This window comes from Marinobacter sp. bablab_jr003, from assembly GCF_016464245.1.
Taxonomy (GTDB): domain Bacteria; phylum Pseudomonadota; class Gammaproteobacteria; order Pseudomonadales; family Oleiphilaceae; genus Marinobacter; species Marinobacter vinifirmus.
On record NZ_JADARC010000033.1, the window covers coordinates 24,297 to 48,241 of the forward strand.

The following is a 23,945-nucleotide window of genomic DNA, read 5'->3' on the forward strand; positions in this document are numbered from 1 at the left end:
CGGGAGAAAGTCGATGAAGGCAAGCAAGCACTCGCCCAGGGCGTTGCTGTGTTCAGTACTATTGTCTATTCCTCTGTTCGGTCAAGCGGAGACTGTGAATTGGACAAATTGGCTCACTGGCCAGATAAGCAAGCATCCGGATGTCATGGCGGCGACAGAGCAGGCGGCAGCCCGGGATGCGGATGCTGAGGCAAGCGAACAACCGCTGTATAACCCGGAGCTGTCTGTTGGAGCAGACAGAACGGGCAGTGAAAACAACTTTGAGGCAGGGCTATCACAAACGATCGATTGGTCTGATCAACAGGGTGCGCTAAAGGACAAGGCAAAGCTGATCAGGCTTTCCGCTGAAGCTGATTTGAACGAGGCGGTTTTGGCACAAACGTCCGAGTCGCTGTTTGCGCTTGTCGAGTGGCGCGCGGCGACGCGTGCCGAAGAAATTGCGGAATCCCAGCAACACCGTCTGGATGCCTTGCTGGAGCAGGTTGAGCAACGCCAGCAGGCGGGCGACCTGGGGAGTACCGATGCAGAGCTGCTTTTTTTAAGCCTTTCTCAGCAGCTCAGTGAACTCGCCCAGGCAAAGGCTGCGGTTGATCAGGCGCAAGCCCGGGTCAGAGAGCTTCTGCCGGATTGGCGGCCTCAGGATGGGGGGATCCCCGGGCACATTTGGCCGGCTCTTGCTTCCAGGGTCGATAACGACAATTTGCTGGATCATCCGTCAATTGCTGCTGCCCGCGCGAGGTGGCAGGTGTTGCGGAGCGAAGCCGAGGTGGTCAGTCGCAGAGCGGCGGCATCTCCCACGGTCGGGCTGAGCGGAGGGCGTGATGGCGGTGAGAACCTGGTTGGCCTGACGTTCTCGATCCCTCTGAATGTCCGTAATAACTACCGTGCCGAAATCCAGGCTGCCAACCGACGATCATTAGAGGCCGAGGCTCGGTTTCAGGCACTTTATCGGAAGCAGCAGTATGATCTGGCGGGCGCCCGAGCTGCCTGGAAGCGATACGACACCCAACTTCGTCGATGGACAGAACTCTCCCAGGGGCGTGTACAGCGAAGTGCTGATTTGCTTGAGAAGCAGTGGCAGGTCGGCGACCTCTCCACCTCTGAGTATCTCCAGGCGCTGGGCCAGCGCGCGGAGAGCCTGAAAACCGGTATTGAACTGGAAAAGCAGGCGCAGTTGGGTCTGATTGAGCTCTTGAGCCAGTCTGGCGAACTGATCACCCTCTTCCAATAATAGTCTGGAAACTGGATATTCATTATGAAAAAAACTCTGATTTCTGTATTCGCATTGACGTTGCTTACAGCCCCACTTTCTTTTGTACAGGCAGAGGAAGATGCTCATCAGGAAGCCGGTCATGATCATGCTGCCAGTGGCGACGATCATCAGGAAGTCACCGGTGAGAAGGGCGAGCATAAGGAAGATCATGGTGAAGAAGGTGAGCATGAAGAGGAAAAAGCAACTACCGCAAGCATCAATGCCAAACAGAAAGAGCTCGCCGGCATTGAAGTAGCAACCCTCGAAAGCAAGCACGTTGACTATGAAATCTACGCTCCCGGTGAGCTGCTGACCAACGGCTATACCAGCTATCACGTGTCCCCCCGGGTTGCCTCAGTGGTGCTGCGGCGTCACGTGGAACTGGGTGAGCACGTAACCAAGGGCCAGCCGCTGGTAACCCTGTTCAGTGAGACGGTGGCACAGGCGCAGGCGGATTACAGGAAAGCTTTTCCTGAATGGAAGCGAATCAGCGGGCTGGGTCGTTCCGTGGTTGGCGATCAGCGGTTCAATACAGCGAAAGCCAACATTGAAGCAGCAAGGGCGACTCTGCTTGCTTACGGGCTGAACGATGATGACATTGGTGCGTTGAAGGCCAGCGGGGTGGATAGTCTCGGTGAATACATGCTCAGGGCTCGCGTGGATGGTGCAGTACTGACCGATGAGTTTGAGCAAGGACAAAGAGTTGAGGCTGGCCAGCCGCTGGTGACTCTTGCTGATGAGAGTGAGCTTTGGGTAGAAGCCCATCTGCCAGCAAGCTCCGACATTGTTCTAGAGAAGGGCGCGGAAGCCGAAGTCAGGGCAGCGGGTCGTGTGGGCGTGGCAACGGTGTCCCAGGAAGCCCACACCATTGATCCTGTGACCCGCACGCGGATTGTCAGGCTTGAGCTGGACAATCCTGAAGATCGTTTTCATCCAGGAATGTTCGCAGATGTGTATTTTCGTTTTAAGACCAGCGAGCCGGTGCTTGCCGTGCCGGAGACTGCATTGATGCGTGGCGCGGACGGCGACTGGACGGTCTATGTGGAAGAGGCCGAAGGCGAGTATGAACCCGTGGAAGTGGAACTGGGCCGCTCAATTGGCGGGCTCCGTGAGGTTTCCGGCCTGGCTGCGGGCCAACGAGTCGTTTTGCGGGGCGCATTTTTTGTGGCCTCTGAGATTGCCAAAGGCGGCTTTGATCCGCACAACCACTGATTCCGGGAGCCATTATGTTCAACCGAGTTGTCGACTGGGCGGTTCAGAACCGCCTGTTGGTTCTTATTGCGCTTGCAGTGCTTATCGCCACGGCCGCGTTTCAGATACCAAAACTGAATCTTGATGCTTTCCCCGACGTTACAAACGTCCAGGTCGCTGTTAATACAGAGGCGCCCGGACTTGCGGCTGAGGAAGTCGAGCAGCTGATCACCTATCCCATTGAAGCGGTGATGTATGCGTTGCCGGATGTTGAGGAGGTTCGGTCCATCTCCAAAACCGGGTTGTCTGGTGTCACCGTGGTCTTTAAAGAGGGCACGGATATCTATTTCGCGCGCCAACTGGTTTTCGAGCGGTTGCAGGCCGCGCGGGAGCTGATTCCGGACGGGGTCGGGGTGCCTGAAATGGGGCCGAATACGTCCGGTCTTGGCCAGGTCTACCAGTACTTGCTGATAGCGGACCCGGATTCGGGGTACGACGCAATGGAATTGCGCAGCTTGCACGACTGGCTGGTCAAACTGTTGCTGATACCGGCTGAAGGGGTTACGGAAATTCTGTCGTTTGGCGGAGAGGTCCGCCAGTACCAGGTTAACCTGAACCCGGCGCGAATGCTGTCCTATGACTTATCACAGAACGATGTCATGGAAGCCCTGGAGAACAACAACTCCAATGTTGGGGGCTGGTATATGGGCCGCGGGCAGGAGCAGTTGGTTATTCGCGGTATGGGCTGGCTGGGTAATGGCGAGCAGGGGCTCGAGCAGATCCGTCAGGTGCCCGTTAAAACCAGTGATGGCATTACAGTGACAGTGAACGATGTCGCCGAGGTAGCGCTGGGCACTGAAATTCGCCAGGGTGCGGTAACCATGACCCGGAAGGATGAAGCCGGTCAGGTTGAACAACTGGGTGAAGTGGTTTCTGGCATTGTACTCAAACGAATGGGGGCCAACACAAAAGCCACCATCGACGGCATCGAGGCCCGCATTGATCGCATAAATCAGGCGCTTCCGAGTGGGGTTCGTTTTGAGCCCTATTACAACCAGGCGGATCTGGTGACCAAGGCCGTAGAGACGGTGACCAATGCGCTTCTGTTGGCTTTTGTGTTTATTGCGATCGTGCTTGCCCTGTTCCTGATGAATCTGCGGGCAACAACGCTGGTGCTGCTTTCAATACCGATTTCCATCGGGATTGCCCTGATGATCATGGCCTGGTTCGGTCTCTCGGCCAACCTGATGTCTCTGGGCGGTATTGCTGTGGCAATCGGCATGCTGGTGGATGGCTCTGTTGTTATGGTTGAGAACATGTTCAAGCATCTGACCCATCCTGATGCTAAGCATGACGCCCATCGGGATGAGTTGGCTGGAGATGACCCCGATCCATTGGACGCGTCACACGATGATCATGGCATTGCCCTTCGTCTCCAGGAAGCCGGCCGGGAAGTGGCACGGCCGATTTTTTTCGCGACGGCGATTATCCTGGTCGTTTTCATGCCTCTGTTCAGCTTTGAAGGTGTGGAAGCCAAGCTGTTCCAGCCAATGGCAATCAGCATCATGCTGGCTATCGTGTCGGCGGTGATCGTCGCTCTGGTGGTTGTACCCGCGCTGGCGTCATACATGTTCCGTAAGGGTATCCGGGAGCGGGAAAGCTTCATTCTAAAACCCCTGGAAAAGCTCTATCGCATGGGGCTTGCCTGGTCACTGAAGCATAGCCGCGTGGTTGTTGGCGCGGCGGCGGTTCTTGTTGTACTGGCGGCGCTGATTGTTCCACGACTGGGCACGGAGTTCGTGCCTGAACTGGAAGAGGGCACGATTAACCTCCGGGTGACCCTGGCCCCTTCATCAAGCCTCGATACGGCGCTTGAAGTGGCGCCGAAACTGGAGGCCATGCTGATGGAGTTTCCAGAGGTGACTTACGCTCTGTCCAGGGCTGGCCGAGCAGAAATAGGCGGCGACCCGGAGCCAGTTAACAACATAGAGGTCTATATTGGCTTAAAACCAACTTCGGAGTGGACCAGCGCCAGTAATCGCTATGAATTGCAGGCTCTGTTTGAGGAGAAGCTCGAACAGCACCCGGGACTACTGTTTAACTTTTCTCAGCCTATCGCGACTCGGGTTGATGAATTGTTGTCAGGTGTTCGTGCGCAGTTGGCCATCAAACTCTTTGGCCCGGATCTCGACGTACTGGCGGAGAAAGGCCAGCAGATTGAAGCGGCGGTCCAAACCGTTCAGGGAACACGGGATGTGGCCATGGAGCAGATTGCCGGTGAAGCGCAGTTGGTGGTTCAGCCAGACCGTCAGGCACTTTCCCGGTACGGACTCGCCGTGTCTGATGTGATGAGTGTCGTCCGGGACGGACTGGGTGGTGCCGCCGCGGGCCAGATCATCAACGGAAATGAGCGGTACGATATCTATGTGCGCCTGGCCAAACGTTTCCGGGAAGACCGGGATGCCATTGCTGATCTCAGGTTGCAGGCGCCTTCCGGAGCCTGGGTGAGACTCGGTGATGTGGCCGATGTGTCTATTGAGTCTGGCCCGCCCCAGGTGCGCCGCGACGACGTTCAGCGCCGTGTGGTCATTCAGTCCAATGTGCAGGGTCGTGACATGGGCAGTGTGGTTGCCGATATTCAGGATACCATCGCGTCAGAAGTGAATCTTCCCCCCGGCTATTCGGTGGATATTGGTGGTCAGTTCGAAAACCAGCAGCGAGCTCAGAAACGATTGACCATTGTGGTACCTGTATCTCTGGGGCTGATTGCGCTGTTGCTCTACTTTGCTTTCAGTTCGGTTGGTCAAGCGCTGTTGATTCTGGTCAACGTGCCGCTTGCCGTTATTGGTGGTGTCTTTTCGCTCTGGGTCTCCGGCCAGTATCTTTCAGTGCCCAGTTCCGTTGGATTTATCACACTGTTTGGTGTGGCGGTGCTTAACGGGGTCGTTATGGTCGAAAGCATCAATCAGCGAATACAGGATGGGTTGAACGTGGATACCGCGGTGTTTGAAGGTGCCGTCTCCCGTTTACGTCCTGTCTTGATGACAGCAATAACCTCGGCGCTCGGCTTGATACCGATGCTGTTGTCGACGGGCGTGGGAGCGGAAATCCAGAAGCCACTGGCCAGCGTGATTGTTGGTGGTCTCGTGACTGCAACTTTCCTGACACTCTTTGTTTTGCCGGTTCTGTTCGGTCGCTTTTCAAGAGCCAAGGTGAGTGATATCCAACGGTAAAAAATGGGAGAAGCCGCGCTGCGTCATCGACGGTTGCCTTTCTGGAGGTTTTCTAATCCGGAAGTGGCAGTAGAATGACAATGCTGGCTCCTCCGTTTTTTGAGGTACCCATGTTCATCTGTCCGAGGTTGTCTTCGACAATCTCGGACACGATGGACAATCCGAGCCCAAAACCGGCGACCGTTTCATCCAGCCTGGTACCCCTGTTCATGACAGTGGCTGCCGCCTCGGGAGAAATTCCGGGGCCATCGTCCGCTACTTCTATGGAGAGTCCTGATGACGTGCGGGCGATTGTAACGTCGACGGTTGTCTGGCACCACTTCCCGCCATTTTCGAGTAAATTGCCAAGTAGCTCTGAAAGATCCTGTCGCTCCATTGGCCAGCTGAAGTTTTCAGGTAAGTTGGTGTGGAGGCGAAAAACCGTGTCAGGGAAGATTTTTTCCATAACGGTGATGACACTTGCCGTGATTTCAACCGGCATGCACGTCCGTCCCATCTGTCTGCCTGATATGTCTGCTTTGCTCATCCGGTATTTCAGGGATTTGTCAAGCTCCCGCAAGTTAGAGGCCATAAACACAACATCCTCCCGGGACGGAGGCAAGGTATCGATATCCGACAAAATGGCAAGATTGGCAGAAATAGAGGTTTTGACCAGGTGAGAGAGATCGGAATTCAGGCGGCGGTGGCGGTCCAGCCGCCGGTTTGACAGCTCGAGCAAATCATTGAGCTGCCGGATCAGCGGACGAAACTCTTCCGGCACGTGAGGGTTCAGACGACTTTGTTTCCCGGATTGGAGCCGTCTCAGGTCCTCTTTTATCCTACTGATGGGCTTTAACGTCAGATGTGTGGTGGTTCCAATCAGTGCCAGCAGTATCGCCAGAAGAACGGCCGAGGCACCGAGCAATGTCAGGTGGGCCTTCAGCGGTCGTTCAGAGAGCGCCCCCTCGGTTTCAAGAACGGTGATTGAGGCCAGCTTTCCAGTAGCAGTGAACGTACGTCTAAGCCCAAAAAGCGTGTTCGCGCCCTGCGCTATGTGAATAAAACCCTCGGGCTTATCCACAACGCCCTGCATTTGGCTCAGGTCAAAGTTGTTGCTCGTCAGGACGCTCCCGCCTGCCGTTTCGATGATGATGGCATGCCCCAGAAGCATTTCAAACTGATGGATCATGTTCCTGAGGTCGTCAGTTGTCGGGGACTCGGCTTCAATGATTGCCTGAAAGTTTTCCAGCTCTTTACTCAGGTGTTGTTTCCTGGACTCGTCCGATAGTTGTTTTATCACGTAGGCATGTGAAAAGAATATCAGGGTGAAATAGACGAGGCTGAAAACAGCCCCATACTGAATGGCTGTTCTTCGGATACTCTTTGGAGCTGGCATATGTTGACCTGGTTCGTTCGGGCGTTCAGCCAGTAGGATCTTTTTCGAAGAGGTAGCCCTGGCCACGCAAAGTCTTGATTTTATTGCCCCCTATTATTTTTCTGAGCCTGGCTATATAGACCTGAACAACATTCCTGGTGGGACATCTTTCAATGTTGTAGAGGGTTTCAACCAGTTCATCCTGTGAAAATACCCTGTCTGGTGAACGCAGGAAACACTGCAAAAGGCGGAATTCAGTGGCTGTCAGTCTGAACTCTTTCTGGTCGGGCGTGGTCAGCGTTCGGTAGCTGGCGTTGAGACGAAATCCGTCGACACTGATTTGATCTGTTGTTCTGCCATCCTTCCTTCGGATAATTGCATTGAGCCGGGCTTTCAGTTCATCAAACTCAAACGGTTTGGGAAGGTAATCGTCGGCACCCGCGTTCAACCCTTCTACTCTCTCAGTCCAGTTGGAGCGTGCGGTCAGAATAAGGATGGCCTCTTTTTTCCCGTTTTTTCTCCATCTTTGCATTAAAGACAGTCCATTTTCATCGGGCAGTCCGATATCGAGAATAACGGCCTGGTAGGAGCTTGTTTCAATCAACGAGTCTGCTTCTTTGCCGGTTTTGGCGACATCGACTGTGTAGTGCGCCTGCGCAAGCCAGTCCGATATTTTTTTGGCAAGTACCGCATTGTCCTCAACAATCAGAATTTTCATTTGTAAGCGCCGTTTTTCGTGGTGGGAAAGTTTCGCCAGTCTGCCATGGATTGTACCAGTAACGGCAACTCCCCAGAAAAACAGCAACCCGTTAAAAATGGGGGGTTACCGGTCGACTTTTCAGTTTGATTTCAGTTGCACCGGGTAGCATCAATAATCGAGTCACGAACGCAAGAAGCTGTATATACATGGTTTTAGGAGCAACCTATGAGCGATAGACATTTCTATGCAGGTATGTCCAGGCGGCGCCTTATCCAAGGAGCTGCCACGATGGGACTTCTTGCCGGTTTCGACAGCTTGTTGCCGGCCTATGCTAGAGGACAACTGGACAACACGAACGCATTTCACACCGTGCGTAATGGCGCTGACATCTACGACCTGACCGTCGCGAGAACACCTCTCAAGATAGGGGGCACAGTCTCGGAACAGCCCATCACCATCAACGGCACTCTGCCAGCGCCTCTGGTGCGCCTCAAACAGGGGCGCGAGGCAATCTTGCGTGTCACCAATACGCTACCGGAGGCAACATCCATTCACTGGCACGGTCTGATTCTGCCGTACCAGATGGATGGCGTTCCTGGCGTCAGCTTTCCCGGCATCATGCCCGGCGAAACGTTTGAGTACCGTTTCCCGGTCGAACAGCATGGCACCTACTGGTACCACAGCCACTCTGGCCTTCAGGAACAGCTGGGCCACTATGGGCCGATTATCATTGATCCTGCCGAGCCCGAATCGGTGGCCTATGATCGCGAATACGTTGTGGTTCTATCTGACTGGACCTTTGACTCTCCCGAGGACGTATTCCGCAACCTTAAAGTGGCAGAGGGCTACTATAACTACAACCAGCGCACCGTTAGCGACTTCTTCAAGGATGTTGAAACCATGGGCTGGGATGCTGCGTGGAGCAAAGCCGGCATGTGGGGCAGAATGCGAATGAGCCCCCGGGATATTCTGGATGTAACCGCTTCTGAATATACCTACCTGATGAACGGATCGCCTTCTGCCAGTAACTGGACCGGGCTGTTCCGTCCCGGCGAGAAAATTCGCCTGAGATTCATCAATGCCTCGGCGATGACCTACTTTGATGTCCGTGTCCCGGGCCTCCCGATGACGGTTATTTCCGCTGACGGCCAACCAGTGCAACCCGTTGAAACGGATGAATTCCGCATTGGCGTGGCGGAAACCTACGACGTGATTGTACAGCCAACCGACACGGCTCACACCGTGTTTGCCCAGTCACAGGATCGGTCGGGGTATGTGCGCGGAACGTTAGCCACCCGCAAGGGAATGGAGGCGCCAGTACCGCCCATGTATCCGCGAACCGAGCGCGGTATGGCCGCCATGGGCATGGGCGCGATGAGCATGGGCGCCATGGGCAAGGACGGCGATATGAACATGGACAGCGGCATGGACATGGGTGGCAAGATGGAAATGATGTCAGGCAGCAACGACAAAGCCCATGGCCAAATGATGATGAATGGCGCCGACTCGGGAATGAACAAGATGAGCTCGGACAAAGCAACGATGAATGAGGTCCCGACGGCGGGTCGGCCGATATCCCATGGCCCTGATAATCACGGTCCCGGGGCGGCCATGGTGGCTTCCAGCCCGCAATCGCGTCTGGATGACCCTGGTGTAGGCTTTGAAACAGCCAACCATCGGGTGCTGACTTATTCCCAGTTGCAGAGCATTGAGGGCTGGCCCGACAAGCGCCCGGCCGAACGCGAGGTGGAACTGCACCTTACCGGCAATATGGAACGTTACATGTGGTCGTTCGACGGCAAAAAGTTCTCTGAAGTCGATGGCCCGGTCAAGTTCTACCATGGCGAGCGCCTGCGATTGATCCTCGTCAACGACTCGATGATGGATCACCCCATTCACCTGCATGGCATGTGGATGGAACTGGAAACCGGTGCAGGTGAATATCGTCCACGCAAACACACGATTTCCGTCAAACCCGGCGAGCGTGTATCCGCGCTGATCACAGCGGATGCACCGGGTGACTGGGCTTTCCATTGCCACCTTCTGTACCACATGGACGCAGGCATGTTTCGTGTCGTGTCGGTCGTTTAACGGGATAGGGGATGAACATTATGATGAATCGCATCAAGTGGGTTGTGGGTGCCTCAGCCTTAACGCTTGCCTCGGGAGCCGGCGCCGCCGGTACTGGCGTTCAGGCCGAACCGGACTGGACGCTGCCGATACACGACAACCAGGTGTTTGGCCAGGTTCTGTTTGACCGGATGGAATACCAGCGTGACGGCGACAACGAATTGGCCCTGTGGGACGCCCAGGCCTGGATTGGTAAAGATCGCAATCGGCTCTGGGTCGAAACGGAAGGTGAGACTGATCTATCCAGCGACAGCGGCGACATTGAAAATTTTGATGTGCAGTACAGCTATCGCTTCGATCGCTTCTGGGATATACAGACAGGATTGGGTGCCCAGACAACGTTTGGCCCCAGCCCTAATAAGGAGCGCTATTCGGCCATTGTTGGATTGCAGGGACTTGCCCCCTACTGGTTTGAGGTAGACACAAATCTCCGAGTCACCGACGACGGTGACGTGTCATACGATCTTGAAGCCGAGTACGACTGGCTGCTGACCCAAAGGCTCATTTTGCAGGGCCGCGGCGAAACGCTCGTTGCCTTCAGCGATGTTGAGGAGTGGGGCGTCGGTAGTGGCATCAATAATGTGGGCCTGGGGCTCCGTCTGAGATACCACTTTTCGAGGGAGTTTGCGCCCTACGTGGGTGTTTCTTACACCCGCTTTCTGGGCAACACAGAGGACCTTCGTGAGCGCGAGGGGGAAGACGTCGAGTCCTCCAGCTTCGTGGCGGGCGTCCGGTGGTGGTTTTAGTACGATAATGCCCAGTAGAAAAGGCTGGCCCCTTTGCGTGGGTCAGCTAGTGTCCTCATTTGGAGGATTTCGTCAAAATCATTGCCGACCTTCCGCATGTTCGGCTCAATGACAAACGGCCGGACTAAGGCCCGGCCGTTGTATCAGATCATGAAATTACACGTTGATCAGTAACTGATATTGACCATAGCTACGACCTTATAGGTATCCTCCGGGTCATCTCCGTAGAAGTCTCCCATGAAACCGTAAGAGCCGCGGAGGCTGATGTCATACAAGCCGGCAAACTTTTTACCAACCTGGGCAGCGACTTCAGTGCCAAGGGTTGAGCCGTTGGCCTGAGCAGCGCTGTCGGGCGCGTCGTCGGCAGCGCGGAAGTATCCTGTGCCGTACTTCAGGTAGTAGTCGTTGGAAAGTTCCTGATCACCTGAGACCATCAACCCCATCAGACCATACCCTTGGTAAGCCGCATCCTTAACTGACCTAGCACCCTGGGCACCATTGTTGTAGTAGTAGTCTGTTCCGAAGATTTGCAGATTGCTGCTATTCAGCTCCCAGCCTGACTGGTTTGCCGCGAAGCGATCTGCGCCATTGCTGCTGTCATCAGCCGGAATGTAGATGCCGTGAATCTTGAGGCTTGCGTTGCCCCAATGCCTCTGGGCATACAGATTCAACATGTACGTGTCGCCATCTGTTGCGTCAGAGTCACGCCCGGACGACTTTTTGTAAAGTACCGAGCCGCTATAGGCCATTTTGTTATAGGTAAAATCGGCGTAGGCACCGAAATAGTTGTCATCCGTTCGAGCCGCCGTACCATTCAGAGCATCCGGACTGCTGTTGCTGATCTGAGCTCCGGTAAGGCCGTAGTGGAAAACCTCGCTGGGATGAAGTTCGGCACTCAACATGTAGAAGTCCACGTCGTCCGCAGAATCTCTATCGTTTTCTTCCCACTTGAACCAGCCACCTGTCAGCGTGGCCATACCAACATTGCCCGCAAAGGAGATGCCGTTCATATCGTCATTGGTGACGAAGCTCTCGTACTTGCCGAAGCCATACCCCTGGACGCCCGCTCGCACCTTCCAGTCGCTGTTCGGCACCTTCAGTTCAGCGTAGGCATTTTTGGTCTCAACGCCAACGCCGTCGGCGCTGAGTTTGCCGCAATTGTCAGCGGGGGTGTCATCGTCGACGTCGTCACCGTAGCAGCTTCCCCGCTCACCCCACGGAGAGTCGAACTCACCGTACCAAACCAGGCTCACATTATCATTGAGGTCGCCGGTGATCTTTGCCCGCAGGCGCTGATCAACAAAAGAACTGCTGTTATCGTTGGTTTCGTCCAAACTTTCTGAGGTCGCCTGCAGGCGGTAATAACCGTTCACCGTGAAGGGGGAATCGCCTTTCTTGAGCTCTTCCACTTCAGCCGTCAGTTGATTTATTTCAACCTTCAGGTCTTCTACGGTCGGTGACGCACGCCCGACCGGCTCCGCGGCCAACGCCGGTGTTGCTACTAAAGCTATCGCCAGCGGAGCGCTTATTGATTTGAAGATTTTGCTCACGTGAAACTCCTTATTTTAATTTTCATATCGACAACGATTTATTGCCTCAATATGGATGTGCCAGTTAAACGACCTTAATCTTGACGCACAAAGTTTGTAGTGGTCAACTGAAACGAACCTGAATTTTCAGCTAAATTTCATTTTCCCGATTTTCGTACTGACATCCCCACCCGTCAGACTGTCAGACCTGACGACGCATCAAAGAGGCTATTTCGCCCCCAGCGCCCATTCTTGGAGAGGTGCTATGATTGCTCACTATTGAAAGGCATACTGGGCGCCAAGCATGCAATCCGACCATTTGGCGCATGAAATCGAGATGGCCGCAATGAACCGACGAGTTATCTCCTTGCTGCTGCCGTTGTTTTTGGGTGGACCGGTTCTGGCCATTTCCGAAATATCGGGTGGTCAGGAGGGCGCTGCGATGAAGGGTTGCGATTTCAACTTCGGCTGCCTGAAGTTATTAGATTGGCTGGATAGATTATGCATTGTTCACGTCGACCATCACGTAGAGGCTGGTTCCTGTTTTTTTTAATCTGGTCTGTCAGCTTTTTGCTGCATTTTTTTTGGGAAATGATCCAGGTGCCTTTCTTTACAGGGATGATGGAGGCGTCCCATGGTGCGGTCGTCTGGCTGTGCACGCGGGCGGCAATCGGCGATGCCAATATTGCACTATTTGCCTATGGCGTCGCCGCAGCGGCAACTAAAGATGGCTTTTGGATACAGGGGCGGTGGCGCCGCCATGCTTTAGGAGCGTATTTTGCTACCGGTCTGCTTATAACCATAGTCTTTGAAGCCTGGGCCACAGGCGCAGGCCAGCGCTGGAGCTACAATGATTCTATGCCCCTGTTTCCCTTCCTTGGCACAGGTATCGCCCCTCTAGCGCAGTGGATTATCGTTCCAACAGTCTCGCTCTTTGGTTTGCGTTGGCTCTATAGAGGCTGGCTTGATCTCAGACGTCAGGGCGGTGATTACTCCCGGCAATAAATAATGGGCTTCGGCCATCATGCAAACGGCCCTACAAACACTTGCGCAAATACACCCAAAAGGAGTGTGACAGTCAGCGCTATTATCAGTACGGCTTTCAACCAGATATCAGTTCTGGCCAGCACGACATTCCCTTTGTCACGACGAAGCGCAGATAGACTGCCAGGATGCCCAGAAGGAAATAGCCGGATTGGGCGATCGACGAATAGGTCACGGAGTTCATTATGAATTCTTGGTGCAGATCAGACATTCAGGCTTTCGCCGGAAACCGCCCGGTCAGCCGGCCGGCACCGCAAAAAGGAGGACAAAAATGAGTGCCAGCGCAACCAGGAAGAAACGTACCCGCTCACGCCGGTTGCGGCACACCGTCAGGGCCACCAGACATTGCAACAGGTAGTATAGGGCGAAGGCGCGTGACGCCAGCGCGATCACCGTAAAGGTGGAACCGGACCAGGCCAGCGCCATAGCCGCACCGCCTACCAGCAGGTAACCCCAACGCTGGGTGAGGCGCCGCCGCGTCACTTCCTCCAGGTTCGCCGCAGCCGCCAGGGTGTCCGCAACGGCAGCGGAGAACTGCGACAGGCCGGCGGCGAGGATAAGCGGCGCCGAAAGAAGTACCGAGACCGAGGCAACCACCTGGATCAGGCTGTTATCTGCGTATTGCCCGTCCAGAATTGGCACCAGGGGCAAGACCACGGCGACGAATGCCACGTAGACCGTGAGAGATACATATTGCGACCAGCGCGAGGCGTGGATCCGCGTCCAGGTATCAAAACTCTGGCCGAGATAGCGCGGCGTTTCGAAGCCCTGCACCACGATCAGGGTACCGGCCACCATGGTCACCATTTCCCAGCCGGAACGTTGCGGCATGGATGGCAGCACAAAGCGTCCGGTGTCCAGAAAGTCGCTGATGTCACGCAGGGCGAAGGCGGCCAACAGCACAGCGAGCACCAGGATGGTCACATACAGAGCCCACCGCTCCATCCGCTCCAACGGTCTCAAGCCACCCATGATGCCAATTGCAGTAATCACGCCGATCACCAGCGTGGTAAACAGGCTCTTGTTGAAGCCCGAATCCAGTCCGAAAGCCCCGAGCACGAAGGCGCTCAGGATATGAATGTAGAGGCACACGGACACAATATAAGCCAGGACCAGCGCCCCATCCGACAGTCGTTCGAGCGTGAGCGTCAGACGTTGACTGCCCGCTGCCAGCACCGGTTCAGCACACAGAATGTTATGGCGCACGACGGCACCGGTGTGAAAAGCGACAAAAGCCACCGCCAGCATCGCCCATAACGAATACGGCCCCACACTACTGGCCAGTACCGGTACGATGACCAGGAAGCCACTGCCGAAAATGGACGCCAGCGGTGTGCTCATGGCCGGCACGATGGCCAGCGTCGCCGGGCGGGGCACTAGGCCGGCCACTCCACCAGTCCCGCAAGAAAGAACTGGGCCGCCAGGCCGATGATCAGTGTGGCGGCAAAGGTGGTCACTACCACCGTGCCAAGACTTCTGCCCAATGGCGCGAATTCCGTCGCCGCCTGCTGGTACATGGGTACGACGATGCGCAGGTATACCGCTAGTGAAAGCACACTGTTGGCAATCGCCACCACCGCCAGCCAGGTGAACTGGGCATCGATGCCGGCGGCAAAGAGCAGGAACTTGCCAACGAAGCCGGCGAGAGGCGGAATACCGACCAGCGACAGCAGGAAAACCACCATTGCGATTGCGGTCACCGGCTTTGCACGGCCCAGCCCACGGAACGCATCCAGCACACGGCCAGTTGCCGCGGTAACGGCAAAAGCGCCCAGGTTCATGGCCGCGTAGGCGGCAGCAAACAGGATAACCGATGTCAGCGCGAGTTTGCTTGAACCCACCGCGACGATGCCCAGCAGAAAGTAGCCGGACTGGGCAATCGAAGAATACGCCAACAGCCGGATGACGTTATCCTGCACCAGCGCGGCGAGATAGCCGTAGGTCATGGTCAGAACGGCCAGACCCGCGATGACGGCAGTCCAACCACTTTCCGGGGGCAGACCGCGAACCACCTGAGCAAGTGCGAACAGAGCCCCGATCTTGGGCACCACGGACAGGTAAGCCGCTATCGACAGCGGCCCGCCCTCGTAGGCATCTGGCGCCCAGAAATGAAACGGAACCAGCGATGCCTTGTAGCCAAGGCCGATAACGACAGCCACAAAGCCGATGATGACGGCCATAGGCATGGTATCCATGCCCGGCAGATCAGCAAGCAAGGTGGAGCCGGCGGCACCGAACCAGTAACTCAGACCGAAAATCATGATTGCACCGGTGACCGAGGCAAACACGAAGAATTTCATGGCGGCTTCGGTGGCCGGGTCGGTATCCGGATAGGCGACCAGGGCGAAGGTGGCCAGGCCGGTCAACAGTGTGCCCAACACCAGGAACATCGTATCGCCCGCGCCGGCCAGAACCAGGGCGCCGAGGGTGGCAAAGCACAGCAGGCTGTAGACCGTACCCTCACGCGCGGTGCCTCGCACATCCACTCGCGCTAGTAGCATGGAGAGCACGGTGGCCGGCAACAGAATAAGCTTGGCCCAGACACTGAGTTCGTCAATCCGGAAGCTGCCGCCGAACACCGTTGTGTCCTCACCAATCAGACGCAACGTCAGCCCCGTGGCAGCGAGCAGCCCGATGACCGAGACCACCAGCGCTATTCGCGGCCGGCGCAGCATTTCCGCGATCAGCGCGCCGACAGCCGTTAACAGTACGGCAATTTCCGGAATCAATAATGCAAGATCACGGGCCATTACAGCACCAGCGCCGATGTGGTCCGGTGAATGATGTCCAGCACCCAGGACGGTGCCACGCCGGTGGCAACCGTGAGTACCAGCAGTGGCGCCACGGCAAGCCATTCCCGTACACTGAGATCGGGCATGGCCTGCCAGCGCTGTCTGGGCTCGCCCAGAAAGGTTTCGCGCAACGCCTTGAGAAAGGTGCCAGCGATGATGGCAATGCCCAGAATCACAACAACCGCTACGGGCGCGCTACCCAAGGTGGCGAGAAAAATCTGAAACTCTGCCGGAAAGTGCGCCAGCCCGGGCAAGCCCAGCGATGCAAAGGCCGCCAACACAAAGGTCCAGCCGAGCATTGGGACCGTCTTGAGCAACCCACCCAATTCGCCCATTTCACGGGTGTGGGCACGGTCCTGGATCATGCCCACCAGCAAGAACAAGGCACCGGTAACCAGTCCATGGCTGAACATCTGCAATACCGCACCATCCAAAGCAACAGTTCGCACCGAGGGATCCAGAGTTATTGCCGCCACGGCCACACCGACAATGACATACCCCATGTGGTTAACCGACGTATAGGCGACCAAGCGTTTCAGATCACTCTGGGCCAGAGCGGCAAAAGCCCCGTAGAGCGCGCTGACAACACCGAGAACAAGAACAACAACGCCCGCTTCACGGAACGCATCGGGGGTCATTTGCAGAGCAAATCGAACCAGCCCGTAAGTGCCGAATTTCAGCATGACGCCGGCGAGGATGACGCTGCCGACGGTCGGCGCCTGCACGTGTGCGGCGGGCAACCAGGTATGCAGGGGCACCGCGGGGATCTTTACCGCAAAGGTGATCAGCATAGCGATCAATGCCCACATGGCCGCCGCGCCCTCCAGGGGGGGATTCTCAATCCAGGCTCGCATGTCGAAGGTCGGTTCGGGGCTGCCCAGATAAAGCCCGAGGATAGCAAGCAGAAGCGGCAGACTTCCCAGCAAGGTGTATATAAAAAACATCAACGCTGCCCGTTGCCTGTCTTCGTGGCCCCACCCGGCGATCATGAAATACATGGAGACAAGGGAAACCTCGAAGAAGACGTAGAACAGGATACCGTCGAGGGCTGTAAAGGTACCGATAGACGCAGTTTCCAGAAGAAGTACCAGAGCAATATAGGCGCGCGGACGTTCACGAAGCGACGACGTATAGATCACAGCAACCAGGAAAAGAACAGCGCTCAACAGCACCAAAGGCAGACTGATCCCATCAACTCCAACCCGGTAGGCGGCACCGATGGCTGGTATCCATTGCAGCTCTTCGACCTGGGAAAAGCCTGCACCGCTCGCACCCTGAAACCACATGGACAGAGCACCGATCAGTGTAAGGGCGGCGGTAATAATCGCTATGACGTGTACCGTACGCGTTGCGGGCTTCGGAAGACACAGAATCAGCACCGCGCCGACCAGTGGCAAAAACAGGGTGAGCGAGACAAGTGGTAACATGAATATGGGTTTCCTCTAAAAGCTCGTCGATGAAGCAAAAAGCAGAACAGCCAATGTGACGGCGATTGCGACCGCACTGATCGCCAGGCTGTGGTGGATGAGGCCGCTTTGGAGGTTTCGGGCTCGTGCACCCAGTGCACGCACAGCCGCCACCAGGGCGAAAATCAGGCCGTCGATACGGCGTTCATCTCCAAACCGCACGTAGGTCGCGACCCTCAGGCTCACTCTGCCCACGCAAAGCACAATCTTGAACAAGCCCCGCTCCGCTCGCTCGCCCGCAGAGGCAAGGAAGAGACCGGCGCGCCCAAGAGAAAGCACAGCTTCATACAGACGCCCTTCCAAACGCTCACATCCTCGGGCTACAGCCATTGCTGGCCTACCGACCCAGACCGTAAGCCCACCGCCAACGGAAAGTCCGCGTCGCGCCCACGGATAGACCGGACCTAGCAGGCGGGGAGCCGGCACGAGCCAGCCCAGGCCGAGGCCACACGCGGCAGCAAGAAGCCCGAGGAGCACGGCCAATGTGCCTGCGGTGACGGCGGGCAGATCAAGAACGGCCTCGATGGGGCCGAAGGCCAGGCCGAGAATCGTGGCAGGGACCGCCAACCCCCAAATGCCCACGCGCATCCAGGCACTACCGGCAACCGGTCGGGTTTCGCCGGAGCCTCGCCACAGCAGGCACAAGGCCCGGGCCATATAGCCGCCGGTCAGTAGGGTACCGGCCAGCGCCAGGGGGCCGAGCCAGGCGGCACCCTGCGCAGACAGGGCGGCGGCGATTACCGCATCCTTGGAGAAGAACCCACTCAGTGGCGGGATACCGGCCAGTGCCAGCGCTGCCAGCGCAAAGCCGGCAAAAGTCCAGGGTCTGTCACGACCAACCCCCTCCAACTGATCGAACCCGGTACCCCCGCGAGCATGCTGGAAGTCGCCGGCGGCAAGAAACAGGGTGCTCTTGATGGCTGCATGGGCGAGCAAATGCATGAGAGCCGCCAGCGGAACGCCGGCTCCAACCGCAACCAGCATCAAGCCATATTGACTGGCAGTGGAAGCCGCGAGCAGGCGTTTGAGATCACGCTCGGCAAGTGCAATAACCCCGGCTGCCACCGTGGTAACGCCGCCGACAAGTCCGACGACGAGCAACACCTCGGGTGTCAGCAGCGGGGCCGAACGGATCAGCAGGATGGCACCCGCCGCCACCAGCGTGGCCGAGTGCAGCAGCGCCGAGACCGGTGTCGGCCCCGCCATGGCACGCATAAGCCAGTCCTGCAAGGGGACCTGGGCCGACTTACCCATGGCGGCCAGTAGCAACAAAAGCCCCGCGGCGGTCGAGGCACTGCCGCCGGCCTCCAGGGAGGCGGCAATCTCGCCGGTACCGGCCGACCCAATCAGCATAAATACCGCCACGTACAAACCCAGATCGGCGCTACGAGTGTAGAGGAAAGCGCGACCGGCGGCATCCGCGGCCTCGGGTCGCTGGAACCAGAAGCCAATCAGCAGGTAACTGCACAAACCGATCAATTCCCAGGCCGCCAGCAACAGAACCCAGTCGCCGGACAGCACCAGCGCCTGCATGGCAGCCAGGAACAGGGACATTACGGCGTAGAAGCGGCACAGGCCGGACTCCCGCTTCATATAACCAACTGCATAAATCAGCACGAACGTGCCTACGGTGGCCACCGCCACCGTCAACAGCGCTTCCAGAGGTCCGGCAACCATTCGAAGCGGCATGTCTGGCAGCCCCGGCAGAAGCAGGGTTTCGGCCTGCCCGCCGGCGACCCGGGTCAGTAACCATAGACTGCCGCCCAGACTCAACGTCGCCCCGCCGAGAACCAGCGCCGTGGAGCCCCGGCGCAGGACCAGCAACGCCATGGCCGCGATCAGCGGTGGCATTATCGGTAGAAGCACTGCACTCATCCTTTCAGGTCCCCGGCTTCTTCCATTTCAACCGAGCCCTTGGCCCGGAAACGCGCAATCGCGACACCGAAGCCAACCGCCATTTCGACCGCCATGACGGTCATCACCACCAGCACGAACATCTGGCCGGAGTAGCTTTCGGGGTGCAGAAAACGCCAGAAGGCGACCAGGTTCACCAACGCGCCCGCAAGAATCAGCTCCACCCCCATCATGATCATAACCAGATTGGTCTGGGACAACGCGCCATAAACACCAATACCGAACAGGATTGCACCGGTTACAAGCGCCACGATCAGGACGAGAGTCATTCCGTATCCTCCTTGTCAGCAATATTGGCCGTCGTTTGCACCGGTATCGCCACCGCCGTGGCCGCAATCATCGCGGTCAGGATAGTGATACCGGCGGTTTCGAAGATCAGCATGGAACGACCCAGCAATTCCATGCCCAGCGCCCGTGTCTGCATCGCCGCATCCGGCGCCTCGGCCGTTACAGGTCCCCAATCGGCCCAAAACGCGACCACTATCGCAACACCGGCAGCGACCACGCCAGCGCCAATTGAAAAGCGCTTCTGGTGGGTCATATCCATGCCCCCCATCCCGCCCGGGTCCATCATGAACATCACCATGAAAATGGCCATGATGCTCATCTCCGTCGCCATCATCATGATCTGCAGCACGCCCAGGAATTCGGTCTGCATCGCCAGGAACATGCAGCCGACGGCAGTCTGAGAAAACAACAGCGCCAGCGCGGAACGCACCATGGACGATGTGCGAAACACCACCACGCCGAAGCCGATGGCGGCCAGCCCGAAAACGGCAACAAAAAAAGCCTGAGCGTACATTATGGAACCACCAGAACCAGTAAACCCACAACAATGATATTGAGCAGTGCCAGGGGAATCCCCAAGGTCCAGCACCACCGCATCAGATCCGCCTCGCGAATGCGCGGCAGATAGCGACCGGCCAGGAGCATCGACACGGCCACGGCCAGGGTCTTGATCAGGCTCCAGGCCCAGGGAGGCAGCAGCGGCCCATGCCAGCCGCCGAGGTAGAACACCGTGGTCGCGGAAGCCAGCGTGATCACCAGCGTCAGCCTGGCCAGGCGCAACACCCCCAGGCGCACGCCGGTGTATTCCGCGTCCACACCCCCGCCCAGTTCCCCGGGTGCGGTTGGCAGATCAAAAGGCGCACGAAACGCCAGCGCCATGGCGGCAATGAAAAACAGCACGAAACCAAGCGGCTGATAGACAATGTTCCACAAGCCGTCTTGGGAGCCAACGATCACCGTGGTCACCAGGGATTCGGCGCGCATCGCCACCGCAGTGATGGGCATGACAATAAGCATGGCGTAGGCGATGAGCTGGCCAAGGAATCGCCAGCCGCCGATCATGGCGTAGGCGCCATTCGGGCCCCAGCCGGCCATGATCAGCGCCACCAGCACATAGGCAAGCGCCGCGTTGATGAACAGCGCACCGGTAGCCAGATCCGCGATCACCAGGGTCGGCGCCAGAGGCAGAACCGCCGCGCCAAGCACCGCGACGATCAGCAGTAGCACCGGCGCCGTCTCGAAAAAGACCCGGTCCGGCGTGCGCGGTACAATGGATTCACGACCGAGGTGCGCCAGGCCGCTGAGTAGGGGCGCGGCCGGACGCAGGCGGCCCGTTGTCGTCCAGCCCTCGACCACGGCGAGCAGCCAGACGCTACCAAGCAACGCAAGCAACACGATGACGAAGTTCACGAGATCACCTCCCAGGGCGAAAGGTCAAGTGATCCGACCGCCACCAGTGCGTCGCCCAGTTCCCGGCCCTCGACAAGCTTTGCGACCAGGCCGATATGGTGACTGCAGGCGGTGTCCAACCTGTAGGATTTCACCTGGCCGTGTTCCAGAATCAGGCTCAGTTGAGCCTCGCCGCGCGGGGTTTCCACGGTGGCCTCACCGGTGCCTGATCCACGCCCGATGTTTCGCAAAACAGGTAGCCCCGGCTCCCCGGTTGCCTTGATGTAGTCGAGGCTCGTGATGATTTCGTCCAGGCGCTGCCACAGGCGCGCCCAGGCATCTCCGGCGTCGTCAGCAGCGCGCGCCACGGGGCCACTCAGGCCCGCAGTGCCCGATGGCAGTACGCCGATCCCCTTCAATCGCGATTTGAGCAAAGGCGTTCGCCCAAGACGAGCCGCCAATGCCTGCAGAGCGGGCGTCAGTTCCACAAGCCGTTTTCCACTGGCGCGGCGGATCTCCAGTTGCAGGGTTGCGGCACGATCCGTCAACCAGGCGAAGCCGAGCTGGCGCCCCGTTTGCGCCAGCCAACCCAGGTGACTGGCGATGCGCTCACATTCAAGCGCCACAGCCCGGGCCTGATCGGTTGCCGAATCGTTCTCCAGACCAGCCGCCCGCTCGATTGCCAGGCAGGCCAGCAGTCGGTAGCTCACGCTGGCCAGTGGCATGGCCGACGCCAGGCGCTCGATAAAGGTCTCGGCGTCGATCTCCTTGCCTTCTTCACTCTCATTGATCATGCCCACCAAGGATGTGGCCTGTCCTTCTGTTACGCCGTCACCGTCAAGAGTCAGCGTCAACTTGAGCCCACCAGGCAGACCGGGGAAAACCGGACCGAACGGCACCTCCATCCAGTCCATCGCCAACCCGTCGGCGCTACGAGGCAGGTCCTTGGTCACTTCAATCATGGACATGAATCCCGAGGCGCCGTGGTCATGCCCACCATGATCATGACCACTATGACCGTGACCTACATGATCATGGCCACCATGTTCGTGGCTATCATGACCGTGCTCACTGTGATCATGCCCCGAATTTTTCTCCTCCGCGTCGCCGTCGGACTCATCGTGCTGGTGCTTGTGTCCGTGATCATGATGGTTTTCGTGCGAGTGCTGATGACCCTCGTGCTGCTCATGATCGTGCTCATGCGAATCATGATGGTCATGGCAGTGACCATGATCGTGTTCGTGTTCATGGTGTTCGTGCTGCTGCGCATGATCATGATGCTGGTGTTCGTGCTCATGATGCTGGTGTTCGTGCTCATGGTGCCGGTGCTCGCGATGATCGTGCCCATGGTCATGCTCGGGGGCCGGCTCCCCTGCCTCCCGGGCGACCAGGTCCATGCCACACTTGGGGCAACTACCCGGCTCGTTCTGGACAACTTCCGGGTGCATGGGGCAGACATACTCGATTCTGGCGTGCAGAACAGGGGCGTCGAAATCCTCGGGGGAGTCTGAGAATGCGCCCTTGGCCAGCGCGCGCTTCAACCAGTCAACCGCGTCGATCAGGCCGGCTTGCGAAACACCCGCGGAAAAATCAGCGTCCGGTAGCGTTGACGGCGTCTGTCCGCCCAAATTGACAATGGCTCGCGGCCTCGGCATCTGCGCATAGAGCACCGCCACGGCCTCGTTCATTTTCTCTGAAAGCTCGCCGATAATCAGGAGCACGCTCGCATCGCGAGGTGTCGCGGTGATGCGCATACCTGCCGCTGTCACATCCAGGCCATGGGACAGTGCCACTTCAGGCCCCGGGACGATCAGGCAGCTCAGGTTGCCCGCGAGGGCCCGGGAAACCCACTTCTGAAGTACCGTGAACCGCTCCTGCCGCTGGCGCGCGCCCGTAATGCTCATTGTCGGGTCAGAAGTCATTGCCGCCTCAATGCCCCCTGACTCCAGCCGTAGAGCAAACCAAGAAAGAGAATGGCAAGGAACACCCCCATGTCATACAAAGCAACCAGCCCTACTTCCCTGTATACAACTGCCCAGGGGTACATAAATGCCATTTCCATGTCGAAGGCCAGAAAGAGCAGCGCGTAGCCGTAGTACCGTGCGTGATAGCGGCCCCAGACCGGGTCCCGTGACAACACTCCGGAACTCGCTGGCACGTCCTTGCCCGGCTCCCGACGCGTCGGGCCCATGGCACGGGCAATCCCAAACAGGGCCAAAACCGTAGCTGCGATGCCAAGCACCAAGGCAAGCAGCAGACCGTACTGCTCCAAAATACTCATCATCCAATCCTCAAGTCGCGCAACGGAGTCTGCACTCCGATAGCGTTCTCCAGAGACAAGATCAATATGCCCTTAACTCGCTTCTTGGTTCCGCATGGGCGAACCGTACTTCCCGAGCAAACAGAGGCTAAAAACTCACCCGCAGATATCCTTACTCCAGTCCATGATGCTTCCCTTCATATACCTTGACGTTCCTTATCTTGCCTCCCTCATTGAGCAATTCGAAATCATTTCCAGACAAAGGCTTTATCTTGTTACAGGAATAGTCGCGACCATAGACAGATGTGCAAAATTTACCGTCTTTGACCTCCCATCTTCCGATATAGTGGGTAAGGTTTCCCTGCTGTTCGCGATATTTGGTCATTCCATAGATCGAACCATCAGGATCATAGTACTCATGAAAAGTTCGAGTGCGAAAATTGTCCTGAGCATCTCGGAATTCCATTTGCACCGTGTTTCCGACGACAACATCTGCGACACCTTCGCCAGAAAGAACTTCTTCAGCGTGCAAAAATGGCGCTTGCAAAAAAGTCAAAAATACGAACAGTTTAAAATTTATTGCTTTCATCTGGTTATCTCCCAGTTTCTTTCAATTATTGTGATCACACGAACAACAGCCTTAAGTCGTATCGTAGG

Annotated in this window: 21 protein-coding genes and 1 pseudogene; 8 read left to right on the plus strand and 14 right to left on the minus strand. The window is 57.2% G+C overall.

Annotated features, from left to right (window positions below; genetic code table 11):
• Nucleotides 1-13: 13 nt before the first annotated feature.
• Genes H3Z84_RS01955 through H3Z84_RS01965 form a run of 3 tightly spaced genes read left to right on the plus strand, consistent with a single transcriptional unit; the run spans nucleotide 14 to nucleotide 5,676 of the window.
• A complete protein-coding gene (locus tag H3Z84_RS01955; RefSeq protein ID WP_053113922.1) occupies nucleotides 14-1,231 on the plus strand; it encodes a TolC family protein in 1,218 nt (405 codons plus the stop codon).
• Nucleotides 1,232-1,255: 24 nt separating this feature from the next.
• Nucleotides 1,256-2,464 carry an efflux RND transporter periplasmic adaptor subunit gene (locus H3Z84_RS01960; protein ID WP_199456066.1) on the plus strand — a complete coding sequence of 403 codons (1,209 nt, stop codon included), beginning with the start codon at nucleotides 1,256-1,258 and terminating at the stop codon, nucleotides 2,462-2,464.
• A gap of 14 nt (nucleotides 2,465-2,478) precedes the next feature.
• The gene (locus tag H3Z84_RS01965; protein ID WP_199456067.1) at nucleotides 2,479-5,676 is read left to right on the plus strand and encodes an efflux RND transporter permease subunit; all 3,198 of its coding nucleotides are present in this window, start codon (nucleotides 2,479-2,481) and stop codon (nucleotides 5,674-5,676) included.
• A gap of 52 nt (nucleotides 5,677-5,728) precedes the next feature.
• On the opposite strand, the gene H3Z84_RS01970 is transcribed toward H3Z84_RS01965, so the two are convergent.
• Together H3Z84_RS01970 and H3Z84_RS01975 are read right to left on the minus strand one after the other, a co-directional pair.
• Nucleotides 5,729-7,051 carry an ATP-binding protein gene (locus H3Z84_RS01970; RefSeq protein WP_008174544.1) on the minus strand — a complete coding sequence of 441 codons (1,323 nt, stop codon included), beginning with the start codon at nucleotides 7,049-7,051 and terminating at the stop codon, nucleotides 5,729-5,731.
• Between the two features lie 25 nt (nucleotides 7,052-7,076).
• Nucleotides 7,077-7,748 carry a response regulator transcription factor gene (locus H3Z84_RS01975; protein WP_008174546.1) on the minus strand — a complete coding sequence of 224 codons (672 nt, stop codon included), beginning with the start codon at nucleotides 7,746-7,748 and terminating at the stop codon, nucleotides 7,077-7,079.
• A gap of 207 nt (nucleotides 7,749-7,955) precedes the next feature.
• Between H3Z84_RS01975 and H3Z84_RS01980 the strand changes: the two genes are divergently transcribed.
• Nucleotides 7,956-9,821, plus strand: coding sequence for a copper resistance system multicopper oxidase (locus tag H3Z84_RS01980; protein WP_153741184.1), 1,866 nt, complete (start codon nucleotides 7,956-7,958; stop codon nucleotides 9,819-9,821).
• A 20-nt stretch (nucleotides 9,822-9,841) separates the two neighbouring features.
• Complete coding sequence (locus H3Z84_RS01985; protein WP_199451743.1) at nucleotides 9,842-10,606, plus strand: copper resistance protein B; 765 nt, start codon at nucleotides 9,842-9,844, stop codon at nucleotides 10,604-10,606.
• Between the two features lie 167 nt (nucleotides 10,607-10,773).
• On the opposite strand, the gene H3Z84_RS01990 is transcribed toward H3Z84_RS01985, so the two are convergent.
• On the minus strand, nucleotides 10,774-12,156 hold the full coding sequence (locus H3Z84_RS01990) for a hypothetical protein (protein ID WP_199456068.1): 1,383 nt from the start codon (nucleotides 12,154-12,156) through the stop codon (nucleotides 10,774-10,776).
• 283 nt (nucleotides 12,157-12,439) lie between these two features.
• Between H3Z84_RS01990 and H3Z84_RS01995 the strand changes: the two genes are divergently transcribed.
• On the plus strand, nucleotides 12,440-12,688 hold the full coding sequence (locus H3Z84_RS01995; RefSeq protein ID WP_194841919.1) for a hypothetical protein: 249 nt from the start codon (nucleotides 12,440-12,442) through the stop codon (nucleotides 12,686-12,688).
• Entirely contained in the window at nucleotides 12,637-13,140 is a 504-nt protein-coding gene (locus tag H3Z84_RS02000) for a hypothetical protein (RefSeq protein WP_058577644.1), read from the plus strand. The genes H3Z84_RS01995 and H3Z84_RS02000 overlap by 52 nt, the downstream gene beginning before the upstream one ends.
• Nucleotides 13,141-13,416: 276 nt before the next feature.
• Here H3Z84_RS02000 and H3Z84_RS02005 read toward each other — a convergent pair whose 3' ends face one another.
• From H3Z84_RS02005 to H3Z84_RS02040, 8 genes are read right to left on the minus strand one after another with little or no spacing between them, the layout of a single operon-like run.
• Nucleotides 13,417-14,568 (minus strand): hypothetical protein, encoded by a 1,152-nt coding sequence (locus H3Z84_RS02005; RefSeq protein ID WP_039881755.1) that lies wholly within the window; start codon nucleotides 14,566-14,568, stop codon nucleotides 13,417-13,419.
• Nucleotides 14,556-15,929: an NADH-quinone oxidoreductase subunit N gene (locus tag H3Z84_RS02010; protein WP_199456069.1), complete on the minus strand. Its 1,374-nt coding sequence runs from the start codon at nucleotides 15,927-15,929 to the stop codon at nucleotides 14,556-14,558. Before H3Z84_RS02010 ends, H3Z84_RS02005 begins: the two co-directional genes overlap by 13 nt.
• The gene (locus H3Z84_RS02015; RefSeq protein WP_199456070.1) at nucleotides 15,929-17,398 is read right to left on the minus strand and encodes a complex I subunit 4 family protein; all 1,470 of its coding nucleotides are present in this window, start codon (nucleotides 17,396-17,398) and stop codon (nucleotides 15,929-15,931) included. The genes H3Z84_RS02010 and H3Z84_RS02015 overlap by 1 nt, the downstream gene beginning before the upstream one ends.
• Before the next feature lie 15 nt (nucleotides 17,399-17,413).
• The gene (locus H3Z84_RS02020; RefSeq protein ID WP_228285753.1) at nucleotides 17,414-19,288 is read right to left on the minus strand and encodes an NADH-quinone oxidoreductase subunit L; all 1,875 of its coding nucleotides are present in this window, start codon (nucleotides 19,286-19,288) and stop codon (nucleotides 17,414-17,416) included.
• Between the two features lie 20 nt (nucleotides 19,289-19,308).
• Nucleotides 19,309-19,620, minus strand: a complete 312-nt coding sequence (nuoK, locus tag H3Z84_RS02025) for an NADH-quinone oxidoreductase subunit NuoK (RefSeq protein ID WP_053113951.1) — start codon at nucleotides 19,618-19,620, stop codon at nucleotides 19,309-19,311.
• Nucleotides 19,617-20,153 (minus strand): NADH-quinone oxidoreductase subunit J, encoded by a 537-nt coding sequence (locus H3Z84_RS02030; protein WP_199452670.1) that lies wholly within the window; start codon nucleotides 20,151-20,153, stop codon nucleotides 19,617-19,619. Before H3Z84_RS02030 ends, nuoK begins: the two co-directional genes overlap by 4 nt.
• The gene (locus H3Z84_RS02035; RefSeq protein WP_008169443.1) at nucleotides 20,153-21,049 is read right to left on the minus strand and encodes a complex I subunit 1/NuoH family protein; all 897 of its coding nucleotides are present in this window, start codon (nucleotides 21,047-21,049) and stop codon (nucleotides 20,153-20,155) included. The genes H3Z84_RS02030 and H3Z84_RS02035 overlap by 1 nt, the downstream gene beginning before the upstream one ends.
• Complete coding sequence (locus tag H3Z84_RS02040) at nucleotides 21,046-21,990, minus strand: Ni Fe-hydrogenase III large subunit (RefSeq protein ID WP_053115522.1); 945 nt, start codon at nucleotides 21,988-21,990, stop codon at nucleotides 21,046-21,048. The genes H3Z84_RS02035 and H3Z84_RS02040 overlap by 4 nt, the downstream gene beginning before the upstream one ends.
• A gap of 27 nt (nucleotides 21,991-22,017) precedes the next feature.
• Here H3Z84_RS02040 and H3Z84_RS02045 point away from each other — a divergent pair, with 27 nt between their 5' ends.
• Nucleotides 22,018-22,539, plus strand: coding sequence for a hypothetical protein (locus H3Z84_RS02045; RefSeq protein ID WP_199452672.1), 522 nt, complete (start codon nucleotides 22,018-22,020; stop codon nucleotides 22,537-22,539).
• On the opposite strand, the pseudogene H3Z84_RS17320 reads toward H3Z84_RS02045, so the two are convergent.
• The 3 genes and pseudogenes from H3Z84_RS17320 to H3Z84_RS02055 form a co-directional block, all read right to left on the minus strand.
• Nucleotides 22,447-22,950, minus strand: a pseudogene (locus H3Z84_RS17320) (hypothetical protein); the annotation flags it as partial. The gene H3Z84_RS02045 and the pseudogene H3Z84_RS17320 overlap by 93 nt on opposite strands.
• The gene (locus H3Z84_RS02050) at nucleotides 22,947-23,309 is read right to left on the minus strand and encodes an NADH-quinone oxidoreductase subunit A (protein ID WP_008169436.1); all 363 of its coding nucleotides are present in this window, start codon (nucleotides 23,307-23,309) and stop codon (nucleotides 22,947-22,949) included. The gene H3Z84_RS02050 and the pseudogene H3Z84_RS17320, both read right to left, overlap by 4 nt.
• Before the next feature lie 151 nt (nucleotides 23,310-23,460).
• Nucleotides 23,461-23,877, minus strand: a complete 417-nt coding sequence (locus H3Z84_RS02055; RefSeq protein WP_153741171.1) for a hypothetical protein — start codon at nucleotides 23,875-23,877, stop codon at nucleotides 23,461-23,463.
• Nucleotides 23,878-23,945: the final 68 nt, after the last annotated feature.

Bases quoted from the DNA above. Each gene is read 5' to 3' on its own strand.
- H3Z84_RS01955 (WP_053113922.1), top strand. From the start codon at position 14: ATGAAGGCAAGCAAGCACTCGCCCAGGGCGTTGCTGTGTTCAGTACTA.
- H3Z84_RS01960 (WP_199456066.1), top strand. From the start codon at position 1,256: ATGAAAAAAACTCTGATTTCTGTATTCGCATTGACGTTGCTTACAGCC.
- H3Z84_RS01965 (WP_199456067.1), top strand. From the start codon at position 2,479: ATGTTCAACCGAGTTGTCGACTGGGCGGTTCAGAACCGCCTGTTGGTT.
- H3Z84_RS01970 (WP_008174544.1), bottom strand. From the start codon at position 7,051: ATGCCAGCTCCAAAGAGTATCCGAAGAACAGCCATTCAGTATGGGGCT.
- H3Z84_RS01975 (WP_008174546.1), bottom strand. From the start codon at position 7,748: ATGAAAATTCTGATTGTTGAGGACAATGCGGTACTTGCCAAAAAAATA.
- H3Z84_RS01980 (WP_153741184.1), top strand. From the start codon at position 7,956: ATGAGCGATAGACATTTCTATGCAGGTATGTCCAGGCGGCGCCTTATC.
- H3Z84_RS01985 (WP_199451743.1), top strand. From the start codon at position 9,842: ATGATGAATCGCATCAAGTGGGTTGTGGGTGCCTCAGCCTTAACGCTT.
- H3Z84_RS01995 (WP_194841919.1), top strand. From the start codon at position 12,440: ATGCAATCCGACCATTTGGCGCATGAAATCGAGATGGCCGCAATGAAC.
- H3Z84_RS02000 (WP_058577644.1), top strand. From the start codon at position 12,637: ATGCATTGTTCACGTCGACCATCACGTAGAGGCTGGTTCCTGTTTTTT.
- H3Z84_RS02010 (WP_199456069.1), bottom strand. From the start codon at position 15,929: ATGGCCCGTGATCTTGCATTATTGATTCCGGAAATTGCCGTACTGTTA.
- H3Z84_RS02015 (WP_199456070.1), bottom strand. From the start codon at position 17,398: ATGTTACCACTTGTCTCGCTCACCCTGTTTTTGCCACTGGTCGGCGCG.
- H3Z84_RS02020 (WP_228285753.1), bottom strand. From the start codon at position 19,288: ATGCCACCGCTGATCGCGGCCATGGCGTTGCTGGTCCTGCGCCGGGGC.
- nuoK (WP_053113951.1), bottom strand. From the start codon at position 19,620: ATGACTCTCGTCCTGATCGTGGCGCTTGTAACCGGTGCAATCCTGTTC.
- H3Z84_RS02030 (WP_199452670.1), bottom strand. From the start codon at position 20,153: ATGTACGCTCAGGCTTTTTTTGTTGCCGTTTTCGGGCTGGCCGCCATC.
- H3Z84_RS02040 (WP_053115522.1), bottom strand. From the start codon at position 21,990: ATGATTGAAGTGACCAAGGACCTGCCTCGTAGCGCCGACGGGTTGGCG.
- H3Z84_RS02045 (WP_199452672.1), top strand. From the start codon at position 22,018: ATGCCCACCATGATCATGACCACTATGACCGTGACCTACATGATCATG.
- H3Z84_RS02050 (WP_008169436.1), bottom strand. From the start codon at position 23,309: ATGAGTATTTTGGAGCAGTACGGTCTGCTGCTTGCCTTGGTGCTTGGC.
- H3Z84_RS02055 (WP_153741171.1), bottom strand. From the start codon at position 23,877: ATGAAAGCAATAAATTTTAAACTGTTCGTATTTTTGACTTTTTTGCAA.